We start from the raw sequence: 17456 nt of genomic DNA, 5'->3' as shown, positions 1-17456 counted from the left end.
AGGACGCAGGAAAATGCGCCATGTCTTTCTTGTATCGGTCTGCGCCATTGCGGCGCTGGCAGTACCTGGCTGTACGACAAATGGCGAGGCCGAGGTAGAGCGCGCCGTGCAGGACGTGCTGGCCAGCGACGAAAGCAGTCTCAACGAAATCATGATGAACGTGGCAGACCCCAATGAGGCGGTCCGCCATTTCTCGGCCGTGGCCAAGGAACGGCCAGACGATATCGCGCCCAAACGGGGCCTTGCGCGCGCGTTGATCCGCGCCAAGCGCAATACCGAGGGCGCACTGGCCTGGGCAAAGGTCGTCGATCACCCCGATGCCACCGATGACGACCGGGTTGACCATGCCGACGCACTGATCCGCAACGGCGACTGGAAAAAGGCCGAAAAGATCCTGGACGCAATCCCGCCCACGTTCGAAACCTATAAACGCTACCGGCTGGAAGCGATGGTCGCCGACAGCAACAAGGAATGGGAAAAAGCCGACAGTTTCTACGAAACCGCGGTCGAACTGACGACAAGGCCCTCGGGCGTGCTGAACAACTGGGGCTATTCAAAACTGTCGCGCGGGGATTATACCGGCGCTGAGAGGCTATTCGTCGAGGCGATCACCTATGACGCCACGCTGTTCACCGCCAAGAACAACCTCGTCCTCGCCCGCGGCGCCCAACGCAACTATCAACTACCCATCGTGGAGATGACTCAGGCAGAAAAGGCACAGCTTTTTCATACACTTGCCCTCACCGCGATCAAGCAGGGCGATGTCGAGATCGGCCGCGGCCTGCTGAAAGAGGCGATCGACGCCAATCCCCAGCATTTCGAGGCCGCCGAGCGGGCGCTGCGGGCGCTCGACAGCAACGTGGTAAACTGATCCGATGCAGCTTCTCGATCCGACCGCCCTGTGGTTCCTGCCCTTCGCCCTACCCATCGGGCTATGGGTGGCGTTCAGCGACCTCAAGACCATGCGCATCCCAAATAAGTCGGTCTATGCGCTGGTCGCCGTCTTTGCCGTGGTGGGCCTTGCCGTTCTGCCGCTGGAAATCTGGGCTTGGCGCTGGGCACATCTGTTGGTGATCCTGATCATGGGCTTTGTTCTGAACATGGCGGGCGTGATCGGCGCGGGCGATGCCAAGTTCGCCGCGGCGATGGCACCGTTCGTCGCGCTTTCGGATGTCATGATGGCGCTGATGCTGTTGTCGCTGATACTGATCGCGGCTTTGCTGACGCATCGCATCCTGCGCCGCATCCCCGCGATGCGCCGTATCGCACCCGACTGGGCCTCGTGGGAGGCGCGCGATTTCCCGATGGGCCTCGCGCTAGGGCCGACGCTTGTTGCCTATCTCGCGATTTCGGGATGGGCCGGCGCGTAACACCGCCAGGGCACAGCATCGCGGACAAGCGGCACGGTCATGGCGCGCGGCCGTATCTCGGCGGGGATGGCGGCCGCGCCGTGGCACGCAGGATCGAATGTGCCTGTTTCACCACCGATCTTGTCCTCCCCGGCCTTTGTGCCCAAGGGCCGCTGCACGAAACGCTGTACGAAACGGCATGAATCCTCGGATTGTCCGAAATCTCCGGCCTCTCGCCCCAGATTTGCCAGAAATACCGGCCAGCATGCGAGACGAACGGAACAATTTCAGGTCACATCATGAACATGCAGACCTCGGGGGTGATCGCCCCGCCCGCCCCGCGCTCGCTGGACGAGATGCGCCTGCCGATCGTGATGATGCGGGATATCCTTCTGAAAACCGTCTTTCGCAAGAATATCGACGTGGTGACGCAAATCGCGCGCGCGATCTGCCTGCCGGTTCCGGTGACGCAGGAACTGGTCGACCTCGCCCGGACGCAAAAGCTGTTGGAGGCGACGGGCACCCTGCATGCCAATTCCGGCGGCGAGATGGGCTATCAGTTGACCGAGGCGGGCAAGGCCCGTGCCCTGGATGCGCTTGGCCAGTCGGAATATTACGGCGCCATGCCGGTACCGCTGGCGGTTTATGCCGAGCAGGTAAAGCGCCAGTCGATCCGCAACATCCAGATCACACGCGACCAGCTGACCGACGCGATGGGTCACCTCATCTTGCCCGATGATCTTCTTGGTCACCTTGGCCCCGCGGTCAGTTCCGGCCGCTCGATCCTGATGTATGGCCCACCCGGCAACGGCAAATCCTCGATCTCGAACGGTATTCGCGATGCTTTGGGCGACCGGATCTACGTGCCCCGCGCCATCGAATATGCCGGCCAGGTCATCACCGTCTACGACCCGATCGTGCATTCCGCCGCAGAGGAACTGGTCGACGATCCCCGGACCCTGCGGCGCAGCACGAATCGCTTTGACTCGCGCTACGTGCTTTGTGAACGGCCCACCGTAATCACCGGGGGCGAACTGTCGCTGTCGATGCTGGATCTTGTCTACAACCCGACCGCGCGCACGTACCAGGCGCCGCTGCAACTGAAATCAAGCGGTGGCGTCTTCATCGTTGACGACCTTGGCCGACAAGAGGAACCGCCGCAGGCCCTTGTCAACCGCTGGATCGTGCCGCTGGAGGAAGGCCGCGACATCCTCGCCCTGCAATCGGGCGAGAAATTCGAGGTGCCTTTCGACACGCTGGTGATCTTTTCGACCAACTTTCACCCCAACGACATCTTCGACCGCGCCGCGCTGCGCCGGATATTTTTCAAGATCAAGATCGACGGCCCCTGCCAGAGAGACTTCCTCAAGATCTTCGCGATGGTCGCCCGCAAGAAAAAAATGCCGCTGGACGAACAAACGCTGATCTATCTTCTGAACGAGAAATACCCGACCATCGGCAATGTCTACGCGAATTATCAGCCGGTCTTTCTGATCGACCAGATGATCGCGATCTGTGAGTTCGAGGGCATCCCCCACCAGATGACACCCGAGTTGATCGACCGGGCCTGGGCCAACATGTTCGTGCGGGACGAGGCCATCGTTCATTGATCGCCAGGCTTTGGCAAAGTTCGCCGCGCCGCTAGATAAGGGGCATGACCGCCCCGCCCTCTGCCCTGCCCCCTGTCATCGCCGACTGGTTCGCCGCCCGCGACTGGTCGGTCCATCCCCACCAGCACGCCATGCTGGAGCGCGCCGCCGTACCGGCGCTTTTGCTGATCGCGCCCACGGGCGGGGGCAAGACGCTTGCCGGATTCCTGCCAACGCTTGCCGAACTCGGCGCGAATCCGGCGCCGGGCTTGCACACGCTCTACATTTCGCCCCTCAAGGCCCTGGCGGCGGACATCCGCCGCAACCTGGCCACGCCGATCGCCGAGATGGGGCTGAATATCCGGGTCGAGGATCGCACTGGCGACACCTCACAGACACGGCGCCGCCGTCAACGTGCCGATCCGCCCCATATCCTGCTGACCACGCCCGAAAGCCTGGCCTTGCTCTTGTCCTACGAGGACGCGCCGCGCATCTTTGCCGGGCTCGAACGAGTGATCGTTGACGAAACCCATGCGCTGGCCGAGTCGAGGCGCGGGGATCAGTTGATGCTGGGGCTCGCGCGGCTGTCGGCCCTATGTCCCGGCCTGCGCCGGGTTGGCCTGTCGGCCACGGTCGAGGACCCGCCGGCGCTGGCGCATTTTCTTGCGCCGCACCCAGATCCTTGCGCGGTGCTGATCGCGGATTCCGGCCCGGCCCCTGACATAACGATGCTCGACACCCCGACGCCCCCACCTTGGGCTGGTGGCGGCGGGCGCCACGCGATCCCGGCGATTCTGGATCAGATCGCGCGCCATCGCACGACGCTGATCTTTCACAACACCCGCGCCCAGGCGGAACTGTTCTTTCGCGACCTGTGGCTCGCCAATGCCGACAACCTGCCCATCGCGATCCACCATGGCAGCCTGTCGCGCGAGGCGCGCGAAAAGGTGGAAAACACGATGGTCACGGGGGGATTGCGCGCGGTGGTCTGCACCGGCTCGCTGGATCTTGGCATCGACTGGGGCGATGTAGACCTTGTGATCCAGGTGGGCGCCCCCAAGAACGTCAAGCGCCTGGTGCAACGGATCGGGCGGGCCAACCATCGCTATAACGCCCCCTCAAGGGCGCTTCTGGTGCCCGCCAACCGGTTCGAGGTGGTCGAATGCCTGGCCGCGCTTGAGGCCGTGCGCGAGGGTGACCTCGATGGCGAACCGCGCGGTCCCGGCGCCCGCGACGTGCTGTGCCAGCATATACTGGCCACCGCCGCGGCGGGCCCGTTCAACGCCGACACCTTGTTTGCCGAGGTCACGCGCGCCGGTCCCTATACCGCGCTCTCTCGCCCGCAATTTGATGCATGCTTGGAATTCGCGGCAACGGGGGGCTATGCCCTGCGCACCTATGACCGCTGGCAGCGGCTGATGCAGGACGCCGACGGGCGCTGGCGGCTGCGCGACCCGCGCATCGCACAAACCATCCGCATGAATCTGGGCACAATCGTCGATGCCGAAACGCTAAAGGTACGTCTTAAACCCAGCCGCGGAGGCGCACCGCTGGGAGAAGTCGAGGAAGCCTTTGCCGCCACGCTGACGCATGGCGACACGTTTCTGATCGGTGGCCAGGTCGTCCGCTACGAGGGTTTGCGCGAGATGGTCGTCGAGGTCACCCGCAGCCCGGCGCGCGAACCGAGGATTGCGGTTTTCACAGGCACCAGGTTTGCCACCTCCACCCGGCTGGCGGATCGCATTCTTGCACTGTTTCGCGAGGGCGATTTTTCGGCCCTGCCTTCCCATACCGCCGATTGGCTGGCTTTGCAGGGCCGCGTTTCGCGCCTGCCGACGCCCGAGCGGCTACTGGTCGAAACCTTTCCCAGGGATGGACGGCATCACCTGTGCGTCTACGGTTTTGCCGGGCGCAACGCGCAACGGACCCTGGGCCTTTTATTGAGCCAACGAATGGAGGATGCAGGGCTGGCCCCACTGGGCTTCGTTGCCACGGATTATGCCACGTTGATCTGGGGGCTGGAGGAGATTACCGCGCCTGCGAACTTGTTGGAATCGAATGCTCTTACGGCCGCTTTCGAGGGCTGGCTGGCCCGAAACGCGGTCATGAAGCGCACATTTCGAACATCCGCCGTCATCGCCGGGCTGATCGAACGCAACCAGCCCGGCAAGCGCAAATCCGGGCGCCAAGCCACGTTTTCCTCGGACATCCTCTATGACACGCTGATGAAATACGACCCCGGCCATGTCATGCTGGACATCACCCGCGAAGAGGCGATGAAAGGCCTTGTCGATTTCGGCCGGATCGAGGCGATGCTGGCGCGGGTGCAAGGACGCATCGACCATATCGCCTGTCCACGCGCGACCCCGCTGGCCGCGCCACTCTTCCTCGAGGCCGGGCGCATCCCCCTCAAGGGCATGGCAGAGCAGCGGCTGATCGACGAGGCGGCCGCGCGACTGATGGAAGAGGCGGGGCTGGGCCAAGCGCATGCACACCACGCCGAAAAAGGGGTTTAACAAGGCATGAACGGCCATCGATTCACATTGGCGGGGGCAGAGCTGTGCGTGATGCCCTCCGGCGCGCTATGGTGGGCCACAGAGCGCATCCTGACCGTGTCCGACCTCCACCTGGGCAAGTCAGAGCGGGTGGCCCGGCGCGGCGGCCCCCTTTTGCCGCCCTATGACACGGACGAAACCCTGGCCCGGCTGGAAAACGATATCGCCGCCACGGATCCCGCCCGCGTGATCTGCCTGGGCGACAGTTTCGATGACGATCTTGCCGCTCGCACCCTGCCCGACATGGCCAGGGCGCGCCTGCTGTCGCTTATGGCCGGGCGAGGATGGGTCTGGATCACCGGAAACCACGATCCGGGCCCCAACGGTCTGAACGGCGCACAGCTTGCGCAGACGGCCCTTGGCCCGCTGACCTTTCGCCATGTTGCAAGGCCGGATTCGGCGCCGGGCGAGGTGTCAGGCCACTATCATCCCAAGGCGCGGCTGACACTGGCCGGCCGGCGCATCACCCGGCGCTGCCTGCTGACCGACGGGCACCGCGCGATCCTGCCAGCCTTTGGCGCCTATACCGGGGGTCTGGCAATGGACGCGCCGGAACTCGATGCGCTGATGCAGCCAGGGGCCGTGGCGGTTCTGATCGGGCCGCGGCCATCCCCGGTTCCGATGCGCCCCGCAGGCCGCTTGCGCAATACAGGCCGGGGCAGCTAGCCTTGGTTCAGGCGACCAAAAGAGGCACAGGTGCATTTCGAAACCCGCAACCCCGACTATGCCCGCACGGTGAAAGAGAGTTTCGCCGCGCAAGGCATGATGAAAAGCCTGAATGCAGAGCTCGTGGCGCTGGATCCCGGCATGGCCGAGATTGCCGCACCGCTGAACCCTGCATTTGCCCAGCAACAGGGCCACGCCCATGCCGGGCTGACCTTTTCGCTGGCCGATACCGCGGCGGGCTATGCCGCGCTCAGCCTTTTGCCCCCCGGTCACGAGGTTCTGAGCAGCGAGATGAAGCTGCACCTGCTCGCGCCCGGGCGCGGCCAGCGGCTGGTGGCGCGTGGCGCGGTGATCAAGCCGGGCCGCCGGTTGGTGATCGTGCGGGCCGATGTCTTTGCCGAGGATGGCGCGGCACGCATCCATACCGCGACGCTCCTGGGAACGATCGTCCCGGTTGCGGTCTAGGCTGTCAGGCCCTCGGGCTCTGCCAGGCCATGCGCCCGGCAACAGGCCGTCACGGTATTGGCCAGAAGACAGGCGATGGTCATCGGGCCGACACCGCCAGGAACGGGCGTGATTGCGCCGGCCACCTGCACGGCGCTGTCGAAATCGACATCTCCCACCAACCGCGTCTTGCCCTCGCCACGTTCGGGGGCCGGAACGCGGTTGATGCCCACGTCGATCACCGTGGCGCCCGGCTTTATCCAGTCGCCCGGAATCATTCGCGCCCGTCCCACCGCGGCCACCAGGATATCGGCGCGGGCGCAGACCTGCGCGAGATCGCGGGTACGGGAATGGGCAATGGTAACGGTACAATTCTCACCCAGCAGCAGATGCGCCATCGGCTTGCCCACGATATTGGACCGGCCCACCACGACCGCGTCCAGCCCGGACAGCTCGCCCAGGTGATCGCGCAACATCATCAAGCATCCAAGCGGCGTGCAGGGCACCATTGCCTTTTGTCCGGTCGCCAGCAGGCCAACATTCGAAATGTGAAAGCCATCGACATCCTTGGCCGGGTCGATCGCGTTGATGACCTTGGCCGCATCGATGTGATCCGGCAGTGGCAACTGAATCAGGATACCATGCACCGCAGGCGCACCGTTCAACCTCTCGATCAGCGCCAACAGCTCTGCCTCGCCGGTCTCGGCCGGCAGGCGATGTTCGAAAGATGCCATTCCGGCCTCTTGCGTCTGCGCCCCCTTGTTACGAACGTAAACCTGGCTGGCAGGATCGTCACCGACCAGAACCACGGCCAGACCTGGAACAAGGCCATGTTCGCCATGCAGGCGGCGCACATGGCCCGCCACCTTGTCGCGGATGGTTGCGGCAAAGGCCTTGCCGTCGATCAGTGTTGCGCTCATGCCCGGTCCTCCTTGATGCCCATTGCCGCCTCTTCGTGCTGGATCGCCCATTCCACCATGTCGCGCCACAGCCGCTCGGCAAGATCCGGGTCCAGCCCTGCGGCCCGTGCATTGGCCCGCGCATTGGCCAAGACCTCATCTACCCTTGCCCCGATCCGGGCGGGCAAACCCGCGGCCTGTTTCAACTCGGCTGCCCGATCGATGAAACGCGCGCGGCATGCCAGCAGGGCCACCAGTTCCCGGTCAAGCGCGTCGATCCCCGCGCGCAGCTCCACCATGCTGTGACAGTCCCGCGGATCCTGCATCTGATCGCCCTTCGCGTTCCACCCTCTTGGCCCCGGCTTAACGCGGGGCGCGCGCACCTGCAATGCGGCTCAGAACAGCCCCTCGATCTGTCCCTCGGCGTTCAGCCCGATAGTCTCTGCCGCAGGGCGGCGCGGAAGACCCGGCATGGTCATGATCTCGCCGCAGATCACGACGATGAACCCCGCGCCCGCGGCCAACCTGACCTCGCGCACCGGAACGTAATGGCCCTCGGGCGCCCCACGCAAGGCGGGGTCGGTCGAAAAGGAATATTGCGTCTTGGCCATGCAGATCGGCAAATGGCCATGACCCGCCTCTTCCCAGGCATGCAACTGGTCGCGGATCTTCTTGTCGGCAGTCACCCCCTCGGCCCGGTAGATGCGCTTGGCAATTGTCTCGATCTTTTCGAACAGGCCCATTGCATCGGGATAAAGCGGGACAAACCCGGTCCGGTCCGCCGCCGCCACCTCGGCCACCCGTGCCGCCAGTGCGCTCGTCCCCGCGCCCCCCTCGGCCCAATGGGTGCAGGCAAAGGCCTCGCTGCCTTGTGCGCGCACGAATGCCTCGACCGCCTCCATCTCGGCCTTTCTATCGCCTGAAAACCGGTTGATCGCCACCAGGACAGGCACCCCGAAGGATTTCATGTTCTCGATATGGCGCCCGAGATTCGCACAGCCCCTTTCGACCGCGGCAACATCCTCGGCGCCAAGGGCGTCCTTGCCCAGGCCGCCATTCATTTTCAGCGCACGGATCGTGGCCACCACCACCACCGCCGCCGGTGACAGCCCGGCCTTGCGACACTTGATATTCATGAATTTCTCGGCGCCAAGGTCAGCCCCGAACCCGGCCTCCGTCACGACGAAATCGGCCAGCCGCAACGCCGTTGTCGTCGCCATGACAGAGTTGCAGCCATGGGCGATATTGGCAAACGGCCCGCCATGGACAAAGGCAGGCGTGTGTTCCAGTGTCTGCACCAGGTTGGGTTGCAAAGCCTCCTTCAAAAGAACCGTCATGGCGCCGTCCGCCTTCAACGCACGCGCGGTCACCGGAACCTTCTCGCCGGTATAGCCGATGATGATATCGCCCAGCCGCCGCTGCAAATCGTCCAGGTCGGTGGCGAGGCACAGGATCGCCATAACCTCTGAAGCGACCGTGATGTCGAACCCTGTTTCACGCGGAACACCGTTGGCCAGCCCACCCAAACCGCAGACGAGGTCGCGCAAGGCGCGGTCGTTCATGTCCATCGCGCGGCGCCAGGTGATGCGGCGCTGATCCAGGCCCAGTTCGTTACCCCAGTGGATATGGTTGTCGATCATGGCGGCCAGCAAGTTATGCGCCGCGGTGATTGCGTGGAAATCCCCGGTAAAATGCAGGTTCATGTCTTCCATCGGCACGACCTGCGCACGACCGCCCCCCGCTGCCCCGCCCTTCATTCCGAAACACGGGCCCAGCGATGCCTCGCGAATACAGATCGCCGCCTTGTGGCCGAGCCTGCGCAACCCGTCACCCAGCCCAACCGTGGTCGTCGTCTTGCCCTCGCCCGCAGGGGTGGGATTGATCGCCGTCACCAAAACCAGCCGCCCCATCGGCCGCTTGGACAGCCCCTCGATAAAATCCGCGCTGACCTTGGCCTTGTCATGGCCATAGGGCACCAACGCGGCCTCGGGAATGCCCAGTTCCGCGCCGATCTCGCGTATTGGCCGTTTTTTCGCCGCACGGGCGATCTCGATATCGCTGGGATGGCTCATCGTACCTTTTCCCCCTTGGCCCGCCTGACCGACAGCTCGCAGGTACGGGTCCCTTTCGGCATCTCGCGCGTTCGTGGCGGATCATGCCGCGGGCGCGCTCTTCTTCTTGGTTAAAATACCCATACGCGGCCCGGAACGGGCCGCACGGCAAGACATGTGCCGCCAGACACGCAATTCAATTCACAAAAGGAAACCGCCGCAACCGGGAAACGGCGCGGCGGTATCGGAACCGACCTGGAATCAGGCCGAGGGTTCAGGTTCCATCCCCGGCTTTGGGCGCGGCTTGGTCTTGGGAATGGCCGTCAACGAGGGCGTGTCGCCGCCAGGGGTCGGACGGTCCTCGTCATCGCCACGATTAAGCGGCTCGCCATTTATCACCTTCATGATCTCGGGCCCGGTCAGCGTTTCGTATTCCAAAAGCCCCTGTGCCAACCGTTCCAGGTCGTCGCGCTTCTCGGTCAGGATACGCTTGGCGGTCTCGTAGCCCTGGTCGACCAGTTCCTTGACCTTGTCGTCAATCACCTTTTGCGTCGCGGCCGAATGGTTGGTCCCGCCGCCATAGGCACCCAGGTACGATTCCTGTTCGTTGGCGTAATCGACATAGCCCAGTTCCGCGTCGGCGAACCCGAACTGCGTGACCATCGCCCGGGCGATCCGGCTGACCTGCTGGATGTCGCTTGCGGCGCCGCTGGTCACGTTCTCCTTGCCGAAGACCAATTCTTCGGCCACGCGCCCGCCCATCGCCATGGCGATCTTGGACGTGTATTTGGTGTAGCTGACCGACAGCTGGTCGCGTTCCGGCAGCGACAGCACCAGGCCCAGCGCCCGGCCGCGCGGGATGATCGTCGCCTTGTGGATCGGGTCGTGCTGCGGCACGTTCAGGCCGACGATCGCGTGACCGGCCTCGTGATAGGCGGTCAGCTTTTTCTCGTCCTCGGACATAACCATGGACCGCCGCTCGGCGCCCATCATAACCTTGTCCTTGGCGTTCTCGAAATCCTCCATCGTGACGAAACGCCGGCCGACGCGGGCGGCCATCAGGGCGGCCTCGTTCACCAGGTTGGCCAGGTCGGCGCCGGAAAAGCCGGGTGTGCCGCGCGCGATGATGCGCAGGTCCACGTCGGGGCCCAGCGGCACCTTGCGGGCATGCACGCCCAGGATCTTTTCGCGGCCCTTGATGTCGGGGTTGGGCACCTGCACCTGCCGGTCGAACCGGCCGGGGCGCAACAGCGCAGGGTCCAGAACGTCGGGCCGGTTGGTGGCCGCGACGATGATGATACCCTCGTTGGCCTCGAACCCGTCCATTTCCACCAGAAGCTGGTTCAGCGTCTGTTCGCGTTCGTCATTGCCGCCGCCATAGCCCACGCCACGCGACCGACCGACCGCGTCGATCTCGTCGATGAAGACGATGCAGGGCGCGTTCTTCTTGGCCTGTTCGAACATGTCACGCACGCGGGACGCACCAACACCCACGAACATTTCCACGAAGTCGGACCCCGAGATGGTGAAGAACGGCACGCCCGCCTCGCCTGCGATCGCGCGCGCCAGCAGCGTCTTGCCGGTGCCCGGAGGGCCGACCAGCAGCGCGCCTTTCGGGATCTTGCCGCCGAGACGCGAGAATTTCTGCGGGTTGCGCAGGAACTCGACGATCTCTTCCAGTTCCTCCTTGGCCTCGTCGATGCCGGCCACGTCGTCAAAGGTCACGCGGCCATGTTTCTCGGTCAAGAGCTTTGCCTTGGACTTGCCAAAGCCCATCGCGCCGCCCTTGCCGCCGCCCTGCATCCGGTTCATCAGGAAGATCCAGATACCGATCAGGATAATGAAGGGCAAAAGCGTACCAATATACGCAAGGATGCCATTCTGTTCCTGCGGTTCTGCCCGCAGATCGACGTTTTCCTGAATGAGCCGATCAGCGATATCCGCGCCATTTGGCACGATCGTGGTGACCACGGTGCCATCTGTCTGACGGATGGTTGCCCGCTCGCCATCCAGTGTCACGCTCGACACCGCGCCATCGTCGACGCTTTGCAGGAATTCAGAATAGCTGATAGACCGCGAGGCCATGGTGGACTGGCCGCCGCTGAACAGGTTGAACAAGGCCAGGATCAGCAGGAAAAGCACAACCCAAAAGGCGATTTGTCTCGCGTTGCCCACAACGTTCTCCTTGAATTTCGCTCAGACCTGCGCCGGGCGCCTGTCCGTTGCCCTAAGATAGAGATTAAGGGGCAGGGTTCAATGCGATACTAGGCTATCGGCAAAGCCCGTGCCGGTTCGTGCCGTCCAGCCCGCTCCTAGTCCGGCCAGCGGCGCAGCAACCAGCGTCTCACCGCGCCACACGCCAGGCGAGGCGATCAGCGAGGCCCGTGGCAAGCCCGCATCCCGCCATCCCGGACAGGCCGAAAGTCCGTTCTCGCCCAGTGCACGCAGGGTTTCGTCGCCCTCTGCCGGCCCCTGCACCCACCAGCGCCCATCCCAAGGCAAACCGGGCAGCGCGCTGATATCGGCCACGGCGGCTGGTTCACGGGCGATCCGCAACCTGTTGCGCTCGCGCGTGATCAAGCATCCGTGAAGCGTCACTCTCGGGGCGCGTTGCAACGTTGTCATCGCCTCTGCCAGGGCATCGGCCCGCGGCGCGTATGGGGCCGACGCCACCCAGCGGATCGCGGCGACCAGCAGGCGACGGGCAATTTCGGCCGGGGCCTGTTGCAAACCGGGGCACGACAGGATCACGTCGCCCCGATCCTCTTGCGCGATACGCGCGGCGGTGTCGGCGGCACAGACCTGCAAGGCCACACGCGCCTCGGCCATGCGGGTGGCCGTCGCCGCCAGCGCACCGGCATCCAGCCCCAGCGGCGCAAGCCCGGCCAGCACCTGGCGCGCGCGGATACGGGCGAAACGGGTATCCTCGTTGCTCGGGTCCTCGATCCAGCCTTGTTCGCGCGCGTGCAGGAAGGCCCGCAGATCGGCGCGCGAAACGTCCAGGAAAGGGCGCAACCAATCGATCCCGTTCGCGCGCCGCACCGGCGCCATCGCCGACAGCCCGTCAACCCCGGCCCCCCGTGCCAAGCGCATCAGCACTGTTTCGGCCTGGTCGTCGCGGGTATGGCCAAGCGCAACACGCCCGATTCCCCGCGCCCGCGCCCAATCGGCAATCAGGCCGAACCGGGCCTGCCGCGCGGCATCCTGCAAGTTTCCCTGTCCGCGCCAACCGCGCCATGTCAGCGTGTCGTGACCAACCCCCAGCCGCGCACAGATACCCGCAACAAAGCGGGCCTCGTCTGCCGCCTCGGGGCGCAGGCCATGATCGACGGTCACCGCCCGCAACGACCGCCCCCCCGCCTCGGCCAGAGCGATCAGCAACGCGAGGGAGTCCCCCCCGCCCGACACTGCGACCCCAAGCGGCGCGGGGCCGGGGCATCCCCGCGCAAGCACCGACGCAAGGTCGTCTATTGGCACCCGATCGAGTCCATGGCGGTGGCAGCTTCCTGTGCGGGGGCGGTCCCGGCAAAGCGCGTTACGACCTCGCCCAGCGTGACACAGGCCTCGCGTTGCTGTCCGAGTTCATCCAGCGACACCCCCAGCCCCAACAACGCCTCGGCGGCACGGAGGCCTTCGGGACTGCCGGAAAAACTTTCGAGATAGGCACGTGCCGCGGCCAAGGTCTCCCCCAGCGCGGCATGGGCCTCACCGCGCAGGAAATGCGCCTCGCCCGATAGCGGGCTGCCGGGGTAATCGCGGGTAAAGGCGGCGAACCGGTCGGCGGCACTGGCATGTTCACCCGCGGCAAGCGCGGCGCGGGCTGCGTCGAAATCAGCCTGCTCGCCCACGGCCAGTTCAGGTATTGCCCCCGATACGACCGCAGGCGCGGTGGCCGGGGCGGGCAATGCCAGGTCGACCCCGCCCAGTGTCGTGGCCTCGCCCAGCTTGCTGACATCGCCACCCTCAAGTTCGACAAGGCGGAATTCCAGGTCGCCGATGCGGCGTGTGCCATCTGCCACGATACTCTGGATACGGTATTCCATCTGCTCGGTGCGGGCCGTCAGGCGCTGCAACTCCTGTTCGATGGCATCGAGCCGTTGCAAGGTGGGTCCGCCCGCCGCCGGAATGCTGGCCGAACCCGTGGTCGACAACTCGCGCTTGAGACGCTGCACCTCGACGAACAACACCGAAAGCTGCTGACGGATATCGGCCAGGGTTTCGTCGCGCGGCTGGACCGTTGACGAGGGCGATGACTGGGCGGGCGCGGGGCTGGCCGCCCCCAGAGCCAGAATGACGGGCAAGATCAGCGCGAGACTGCGCATCGCCGCCCCCTCAGCTTCCGATACCGGCGGTGACGACGGTGACGGCCCGACGGTTCTGGGCATAGCAGGCCTCGGCAGAACAGATTTCGATAGGACGTTCCTTGCCGTAGGTCACCGTGCGCAGACGCGCGGGCGATACCCCGCGCGAGACCAGGAATTCCTGCACCGCGCTGGCGCGGCGGGCGCCCAGCGCAAGGTTGTATTCGCGCGTTCCCTGTTCGTCGGCATGGCCCTCGATCACAGCCTGGTAATCGGGGTTCTTCATCAGCCACTCGGCCTGCGCCTGCAAGATCACCCGCGCCCCCTCGGACACGGTGCTTTCATCAACGGCAAACAGTACTCGGTCGCCCACGCTCTGTTGGAAATAGGCCACCGAGGTCGGGTCGGAAACCGACCCCGCCGCGCCGCCACCGGCGCCCGCCCCCAAACCGCCGGGCGTGTTCCAGGCCGCGCCACCGGGATTGCTACAGGCCGACACGGCCAGCGCGGAAATCAGCAGGAGGGTCTTGGTCATAGGGGTCATGGGTTTTTCCTTTGCATCGGGTCAAGACCGATCGGGGGCATCCTATCAGTCGTGGATCTGTTTGAAAACGCGCGCCTCAAGGCAAGAGCGGCGACCATGCCGGGTCAGAGGCCGCGCCCTGCAAGGCCACACCGCGCAGGTTTCGTCCCGAGATATCGACACTGTAAAGTGCGGGCACGCCTTGGGTCCCGGCGGTTTCACGCGTGAACATGATCACGCGCCCGTTGGGCGACCAGGTCGGACCCTCGTCAAGGAAAGAAGATGTCAAAAGACGCTCTTCCGAGCCATCGGTGCGCATGACGCCGATATGGAATCGCCCCTTGTTCTGCTTGGTAAAGGCAATCAGGTCACCACGCGGCGACCAGACGGGCGTGCCATAGCGGCCCTGACCGAAGGAAATTCGCCGCGGCTCACCGCCGCCGTCGGGCATGACGTAAAGTTGCTGACTACCGGAACGGTCGCTTTCGAACACGATCTGGCTGCCATCAGGCGAAAAACTGGGCGCAGTCTCGATCGAGGGCGCAGAGGTCAGGCGCCTGCGCTGCCCGCTGGCAAGGTCGAGGGTATAGATGTCGGTATTGCCCGCCTGCGAGATGGAAAATACCACCCGCCGCCCGTCAGGCGCAAAGCGTGGTGCGAAGGTCATCGAACCGGGCTGCTCGTCCAGCGCCCGGCGTCCGCCGGTGGCGATATCCATCAGGTAGACACGCGGGAACCCGCTTTCATAACTGGTGTAAAGAACCCGCCCCCCGTCGGGAGAAAACCGTGGCGCAAGCACCAGCGATGAGGCGTCCGTCAGGAACTGCACGTTCGCGCCGTCATAATCCATGATCGCCAGGCGTTTCTGGCGGGCATTCTTGGGCCCGCGCTCGGCCACGAACACGACGCGGCTATCGAAATAACCTGACTCTCCGGTGATACGGCCATAGACTTGGTCGGCCACCTTATGCGCCACCCTGCGCCAGCTTTCCACGGGGCCGCCAAATTGCAGCCCCTCACCCAGAGGGGCTTCTGACACCACATCGAACAGGCGGAACTTGACCGTCAGCCGCCCGTTGCCATCCAGCGCCACCGCGCCGGTTATCAACGCCTGCGCATTGATTGCCTTCCAGTCTGCATATTGCACCGGGCTGGCAAAGCTGGTGACCCGCGTCAGGTGCGCCTCTTGCGGGATCTCGCGAAACAACCCGGTACCAGCCAGGTCATCCGCGATCACGCGCGCGATATCGGCCGCATGGCGCGAGGCCTCTGCACTCTCGGCAACGAAGGCCGGCACGGCAAAGGGCAACGGTTCGATCACACCTTGGTCGATCACGATCCTGAGGGGCCCGCCTTGCGCCTGCACAGGGGGGGGCGCGATGCCCACACAAAGAACCAGGGCGATCAACAGGGTCAGGATACGCATATTCATCTGGTCCTCATCTTCTCGGGATCGAATGTGATCTCGATATCACGCCATTGATCGTATTTCTCCGGTGGCAAGGGAAATCCGCTCGCCCCGCAGCGGATGATCGCGCTCCGGGCGCTATCATAAACTCGTTGCGCGGCCGCCTGCGACCCGCCGGACCACGACAAGAGCCGGAGTGTATCGGCACGCGGACGGCCATCCTGCTGCATCTGAAGACCCACGACAATTGTCGTCATCAAGGCCTCGCTGGACAGTGCCCCCACGTTCCAGCATCGCGAAACCGCAAGCCGCAGCGCGTCGCGCTCGCCGGCATTGAGAGTCGGGCCGCCGCGGGCAATCCCGGTGCCTGCAAGCTGCGCCGGGGTCGGGGGCTGAACGGGCGCGGCGATCGCATCGGCGACGGCCTGTGCCACGGCATCGGCCAAGGCATCGGCCTGCGCATCCGAGGGCGGCATCACCTCGGCGGGTGCCGCATCCGCGGCTTGCAACGCCACCGAACGGGACGGACGCGCCAGCGGCCGGGGCGAACGGGCAATCCCCTGCCCGGCCTCTGGCTGCTGTTCGGCCTCTGTGACGATCTCGGTCGTCGCCTCTTGGGGCGCCGCGGGCGGCGTCTCGACAACTTCGCCCGTGGCCAAAGGATCAGGACGCAGCATGGGCTGCGGCGGCAGATCGGCAATCGCCACATCCTCGGGGGCGGGTGGCGCAGGCGTGGGGGCGACACGCGGCGCCTGGCGCGGCGGCGCGCGATCGGCCTCGGGGGCCTCTGGCGCGTCGCTGGCCTCCGGCAAGTCCGGCTGGGGCACGCTTTCGGCAATGTCGGCCTCAGACAACGGCTGAACTCCGCTGGTATCAGGCGCTGTATCGGGCATGGTTGGCTCTTGGGGGGCCGGCGGCGCGGGCCGGTCTGGCCGGTTCTCGGGCGGCGGCGCGGGTCGCGGCGAGGCTGGAAGCGCGGGGCTTTGCGGCGGTGCCACCTCATCGACGGGGGCGGGCGCAGTGGCCTCGCGCGTCAGCGCGGCGAACTCGGCGGCCGAAATCAGGCTGACCTCGCTGACCTCGACAGGCGCAGGGCGCGGGGCCGAAAACAGGCCCGCCAGCATCACCCAGGCGATCAGCACCAGGTGCGCCGCGCCCGAAATATAGATGCCGGTTCTCATGCCGCGCCTATTCGTCCCGGCCATCCAGTGTCGGCCCGCCGGTTTCCGTCACCAGCCCGATATCGCGGAAACCCGCACCGTTGAGCGCTCCCATCACCTGGACCACGCGCTCATAAGCAATGGCCCCGTCGGCACGCAGATAGACCTTGTCATCCTCGCGCTCGGCCATCACCGCATGCAGCTTGGCAACAAGACCATCGCTCGCGATCTGCTCGTTTTGCAACATGATGCGCCCATCGGCGGTCAGGGTAATCGTCAGGGGCGTCTCTTGCGCCGCCGGAAGGGCCTGGGCGGCGGTCCGCGGCAATTCCACCGGCACGCCCGCCGTCAATAGCGGCGCCGCGACCATGAAAATGATCAACAGCACCAGCATAACGTCGACAAAGGGCGTCACGTTGATCTCGGACATCGCGGCGGGATGACGGCCATGGCGCCGCGACCTGCGTCCGCCCTGCGATCCCTTGCGGGGGCTCATCGAGGCGCCCATCGC

16 protein-coding genes are annotated in these 17456 nt (G+C 65.0%); 6 read left to right on the top strand and 10 right to left on the bottom strand.

From position 1 onward, the window contains the following. The first annotated feature begins 13 nt into the window (after nt 1-13). From EV663_RS04145 to EV663_RS04120, 6 genes are all read left to right on the top strand, one after another. On the top strand, nt 14-871 hold the full coding sequence (locus tag EV663_RS04145) for a tetratricopeptide repeat protein (RefSeq protein ID WP_132950527.1): 858 nt from the start codon (nt 14-16) through the stop codon (nt 869-871). Nucleotides 872-875: 4 nt separating this feature from the next. After that, nucleotides 876-1370, top strand: coding sequence for an A24 family peptidase (locus tag EV663_RS04140; RefSeq protein ID WP_132950526.1), 495 nt, complete (start codon nt 876-878; stop codon nt 1368-1370). A 278-nt stretch (nt 1371-1648) separates the two neighbouring features. Beyond that, the gene (locus EV663_RS04135; protein ID WP_132950525.1) at nt 1649-2959 is read left to right on the top strand and encodes a P-loop NTPase family protein; all 1311 of its coding nucleotides are present in this window, start codon (nt 1649-1651) and stop codon (nt 2957-2959) included. A 44-nt stretch (nt 2960-3003) separates the two neighbouring features. Next, entirely contained in the window at nt 3004-5454 is a 2451-nt protein-coding gene (locus EV663_RS04130; protein ID WP_132950524.1) for a ligase-associated DNA damage response DEXH box helicase, read from the top strand. Between the two features lie 6 nt (nt 5455-5460). Continuing rightward, complete coding sequence (gene pdeM, locus EV663_RS04125; protein ID WP_132950523.1) at nt 5461-6159, top strand: ligase-associated DNA damage response endonuclease PdeM; 699 nt, start codon at nt 5461-5463, stop codon at nt 6157-6159. Nucleotides 6160-6189: 30 nt separating this feature from the next. Then, nucleotides 6190-6624, top strand: coding sequence for a PaaI family thioesterase (locus EV663_RS04120; RefSeq protein ID WP_243697861.1), 435 nt, complete (start codon nt 6190-6192; stop codon nt 6622-6624). Here the strand turns inward: EV663_RS04120 and folD are convergent. From folD to tolR, 10 genes are all read right to left on the bottom strand, one after another. Next, a complete protein-coding gene (gene folD / locus EV663_RS04115; RefSeq protein ID WP_132950522.1) occupies nt 6621-7523 on the bottom strand; it encodes a bifunctional methylenetetrahydrofolate dehydrogenase/methenyltetrahydrofolate cyclohydrolase FolD in 903 nt (300 codons plus the stop codon). The genes EV663_RS04120 and folD overlap by 4 nt on opposite strands. After that, a complete protein-coding gene (locus EV663_RS04110) occupies nt 7520-7828 on the bottom strand; it encodes a chorismate mutase (RefSeq protein WP_132950521.1) in 309 nt (102 codons plus the stop codon). The genes folD and EV663_RS04110 overlap by 4 nt, the downstream gene beginning before the upstream one ends. Before the next feature lie 69 nt (nt 7829-7897). Then, nucleotides 7898-9574, bottom strand: a complete 1677-nt coding sequence (locus tag EV663_RS04105; RefSeq protein WP_132950520.1) for a formate--tetrahydrofolate ligase — start codon at nt 9572-9574, stop codon at nt 7898-7900. A gap of 240 nt (nt 9575-9814) precedes the next feature. Beyond that, nucleotides 9815-11728 (bottom strand): ATP-dependent zinc metalloprotease FtsH, encoded by a 1914-nt coding sequence (gene ftsH / locus EV663_RS04100; protein ID WP_132950519.1) that lies wholly within the window; start codon nt 11726-11728, stop codon nt 9815-9817. A gap of 78 nt (nt 11729-11806) precedes the next feature. After that, a complete protein-coding gene (tilS, locus tag EV663_RS04095) occupies nt 11807-13024 on the bottom strand; it encodes a tRNA lysidine(34) synthetase TilS (RefSeq protein ID WP_132950687.1) in 1218 nt (405 codons plus the stop codon). Then, nucleotides 13021-13875, bottom strand: a complete 855-nt coding sequence (gene ybgF, locus EV663_RS04090) for a tol-pal system protein YbgF (RefSeq protein ID WP_132950518.1) — start codon at nt 13873-13875, stop codon at nt 13021-13023. Before ybgF ends, tilS begins: the two co-directional genes overlap by 4 nt. A 10-nt stretch (nt 13876-13885) precedes the next feature. Then, nucleotides 13886-14398: a peptidoglycan-associated lipoprotein Pal gene (gene pal, locus EV663_RS04085; RefSeq protein WP_132950517.1), complete on the bottom strand. Its 513-nt coding sequence runs from the start codon at nt 14396-14398 to the stop codon at nt 13886-13888. Between the two features lie 76 nt (nt 14399-14474). Then, nucleotides 14475-15803: a Tol-Pal system beta propeller repeat protein TolB gene (tolB, locus tag EV663_RS04080; protein WP_425057115.1), complete on the bottom strand. Its 1329-nt coding sequence runs from the start codon at nt 15801-15803 to the stop codon at nt 14475-14477. 2 nt (nt 15804-15805) lie between these two features. After that, nucleotides 15806-16966: a hypothetical protein gene (locus EV663_RS04075; RefSeq protein WP_132950515.1), complete on the bottom strand. Its 1161-nt coding sequence runs from the start codon at nt 16964-16966 to the stop codon at nt 15806-15808. Between the two features lie 7 nt (nt 16967-16973). Then, entirely contained in the window at nt 16974-17453 is a 480-nt protein-coding gene (tolR, locus tag EV663_RS04070; RefSeq protein ID WP_132950514.1) for a protein TolR, read from the bottom strand. Nucleotides 17454-17456: the final 3 nt, after the last annotated feature.

Origin of the sequence: Rhodovulum bhavnagarense, from assembly GCF_004343505.1 — a bacterium.
GTDB lineage: Bacteria > Pseudomonadota > Alphaproteobacteria > Rhodobacterales > Rhodobacteraceae > Rhodovulum > Rhodovulum bhavnagarense.
The sequence above is the reverse complement of the archived record's forward strand: the minus strand, read 5'-3'. Positions and strand labels throughout refer to the sequence as shown.

Bases quoted from the DNA above. Each gene is read 5' to 3' on its own strand.
- EV663_RS04145 (WP_132950527.1), top strand. From the start codon at position 14: ATGCGCCATGTCTTTCTTGTATCGGTCTGCGCCATTGCGGCGCTGGCA.
- EV663_RS04140 (WP_132950526.1), top strand. From the start codon at position 876: ATGCAGCTTCTCGATCCGACCGCCCTGTGGTTCCTGCCCTTCGCCCTA.
- EV663_RS04135 (WP_132950525.1), top strand. From the start codon at position 1,649: ATGAACATGCAGACCTCGGGGGTGATCGCCCCGCCCGCCCCGCGCTCG.
- EV663_RS04130 (WP_132950524.1), top strand. From the start codon at position 3,004: ATGACCGCCCCGCCCTCTGCCCTGCCCCCTGTCATCGCCGACTGGTTC.
- pdeM (WP_132950523.1), top strand. From the start codon at position 5,461: ATGAACGGCCATCGATTCACATTGGCGGGGGCAGAGCTGTGCGTGATG.
- folD (WP_132950522.1), bottom strand. From the start codon at position 7,523: ATGAGCGCAACACTGATCGACGGCAAGGCCTTTGCCGCAACCATCCGC.
- EV663_RS04110 (WP_132950521.1), bottom strand. From the start codon at position 7,828: ATGCAGGATCCGCGGGACTGTCACAGCATGGTGGAGCTGCGCGCGGGG.
- EV663_RS04105 (WP_132950520.1), bottom strand. From the start codon at position 9,574: ATGAGCCATCCCAGCGATATCGAGATCGCCCGTGCGGCGAAAAAACGG.
- ybgF (WP_132950518.1), bottom strand. From the start codon at position 13,875: ATGCGCAGTCTCGCGCTGATCTTGCCCGTCATTCTGGCTCTGGGGGCG.
- pal (WP_132950517.1), bottom strand. From the start codon at position 14,398: ATGACCCCTATGACCAAGACCCTCCTGCTGATTTCCGCGCTGGCCGTG.
- tolB (WP_425057115.1), bottom strand. From the start codon at position 15,803: ATGCGTATCCTGACCCTGTTGATCGCCCTGGTTCTTTGTGTGGGCATC.
- EV663_RS04075 (WP_132950515.1), bottom strand. From the start codon at position 16,966: ATGAGAACCGGCATCTATATTTCGGGCGCGGCGCACCTGGTGCTGATC.
- tolR (WP_132950514.1), bottom strand. From the start codon at position 17,453: ATGGGCGCCTCGATGAGCCCCCGCAAGGGATCGCAGGGCGGACGCAGG.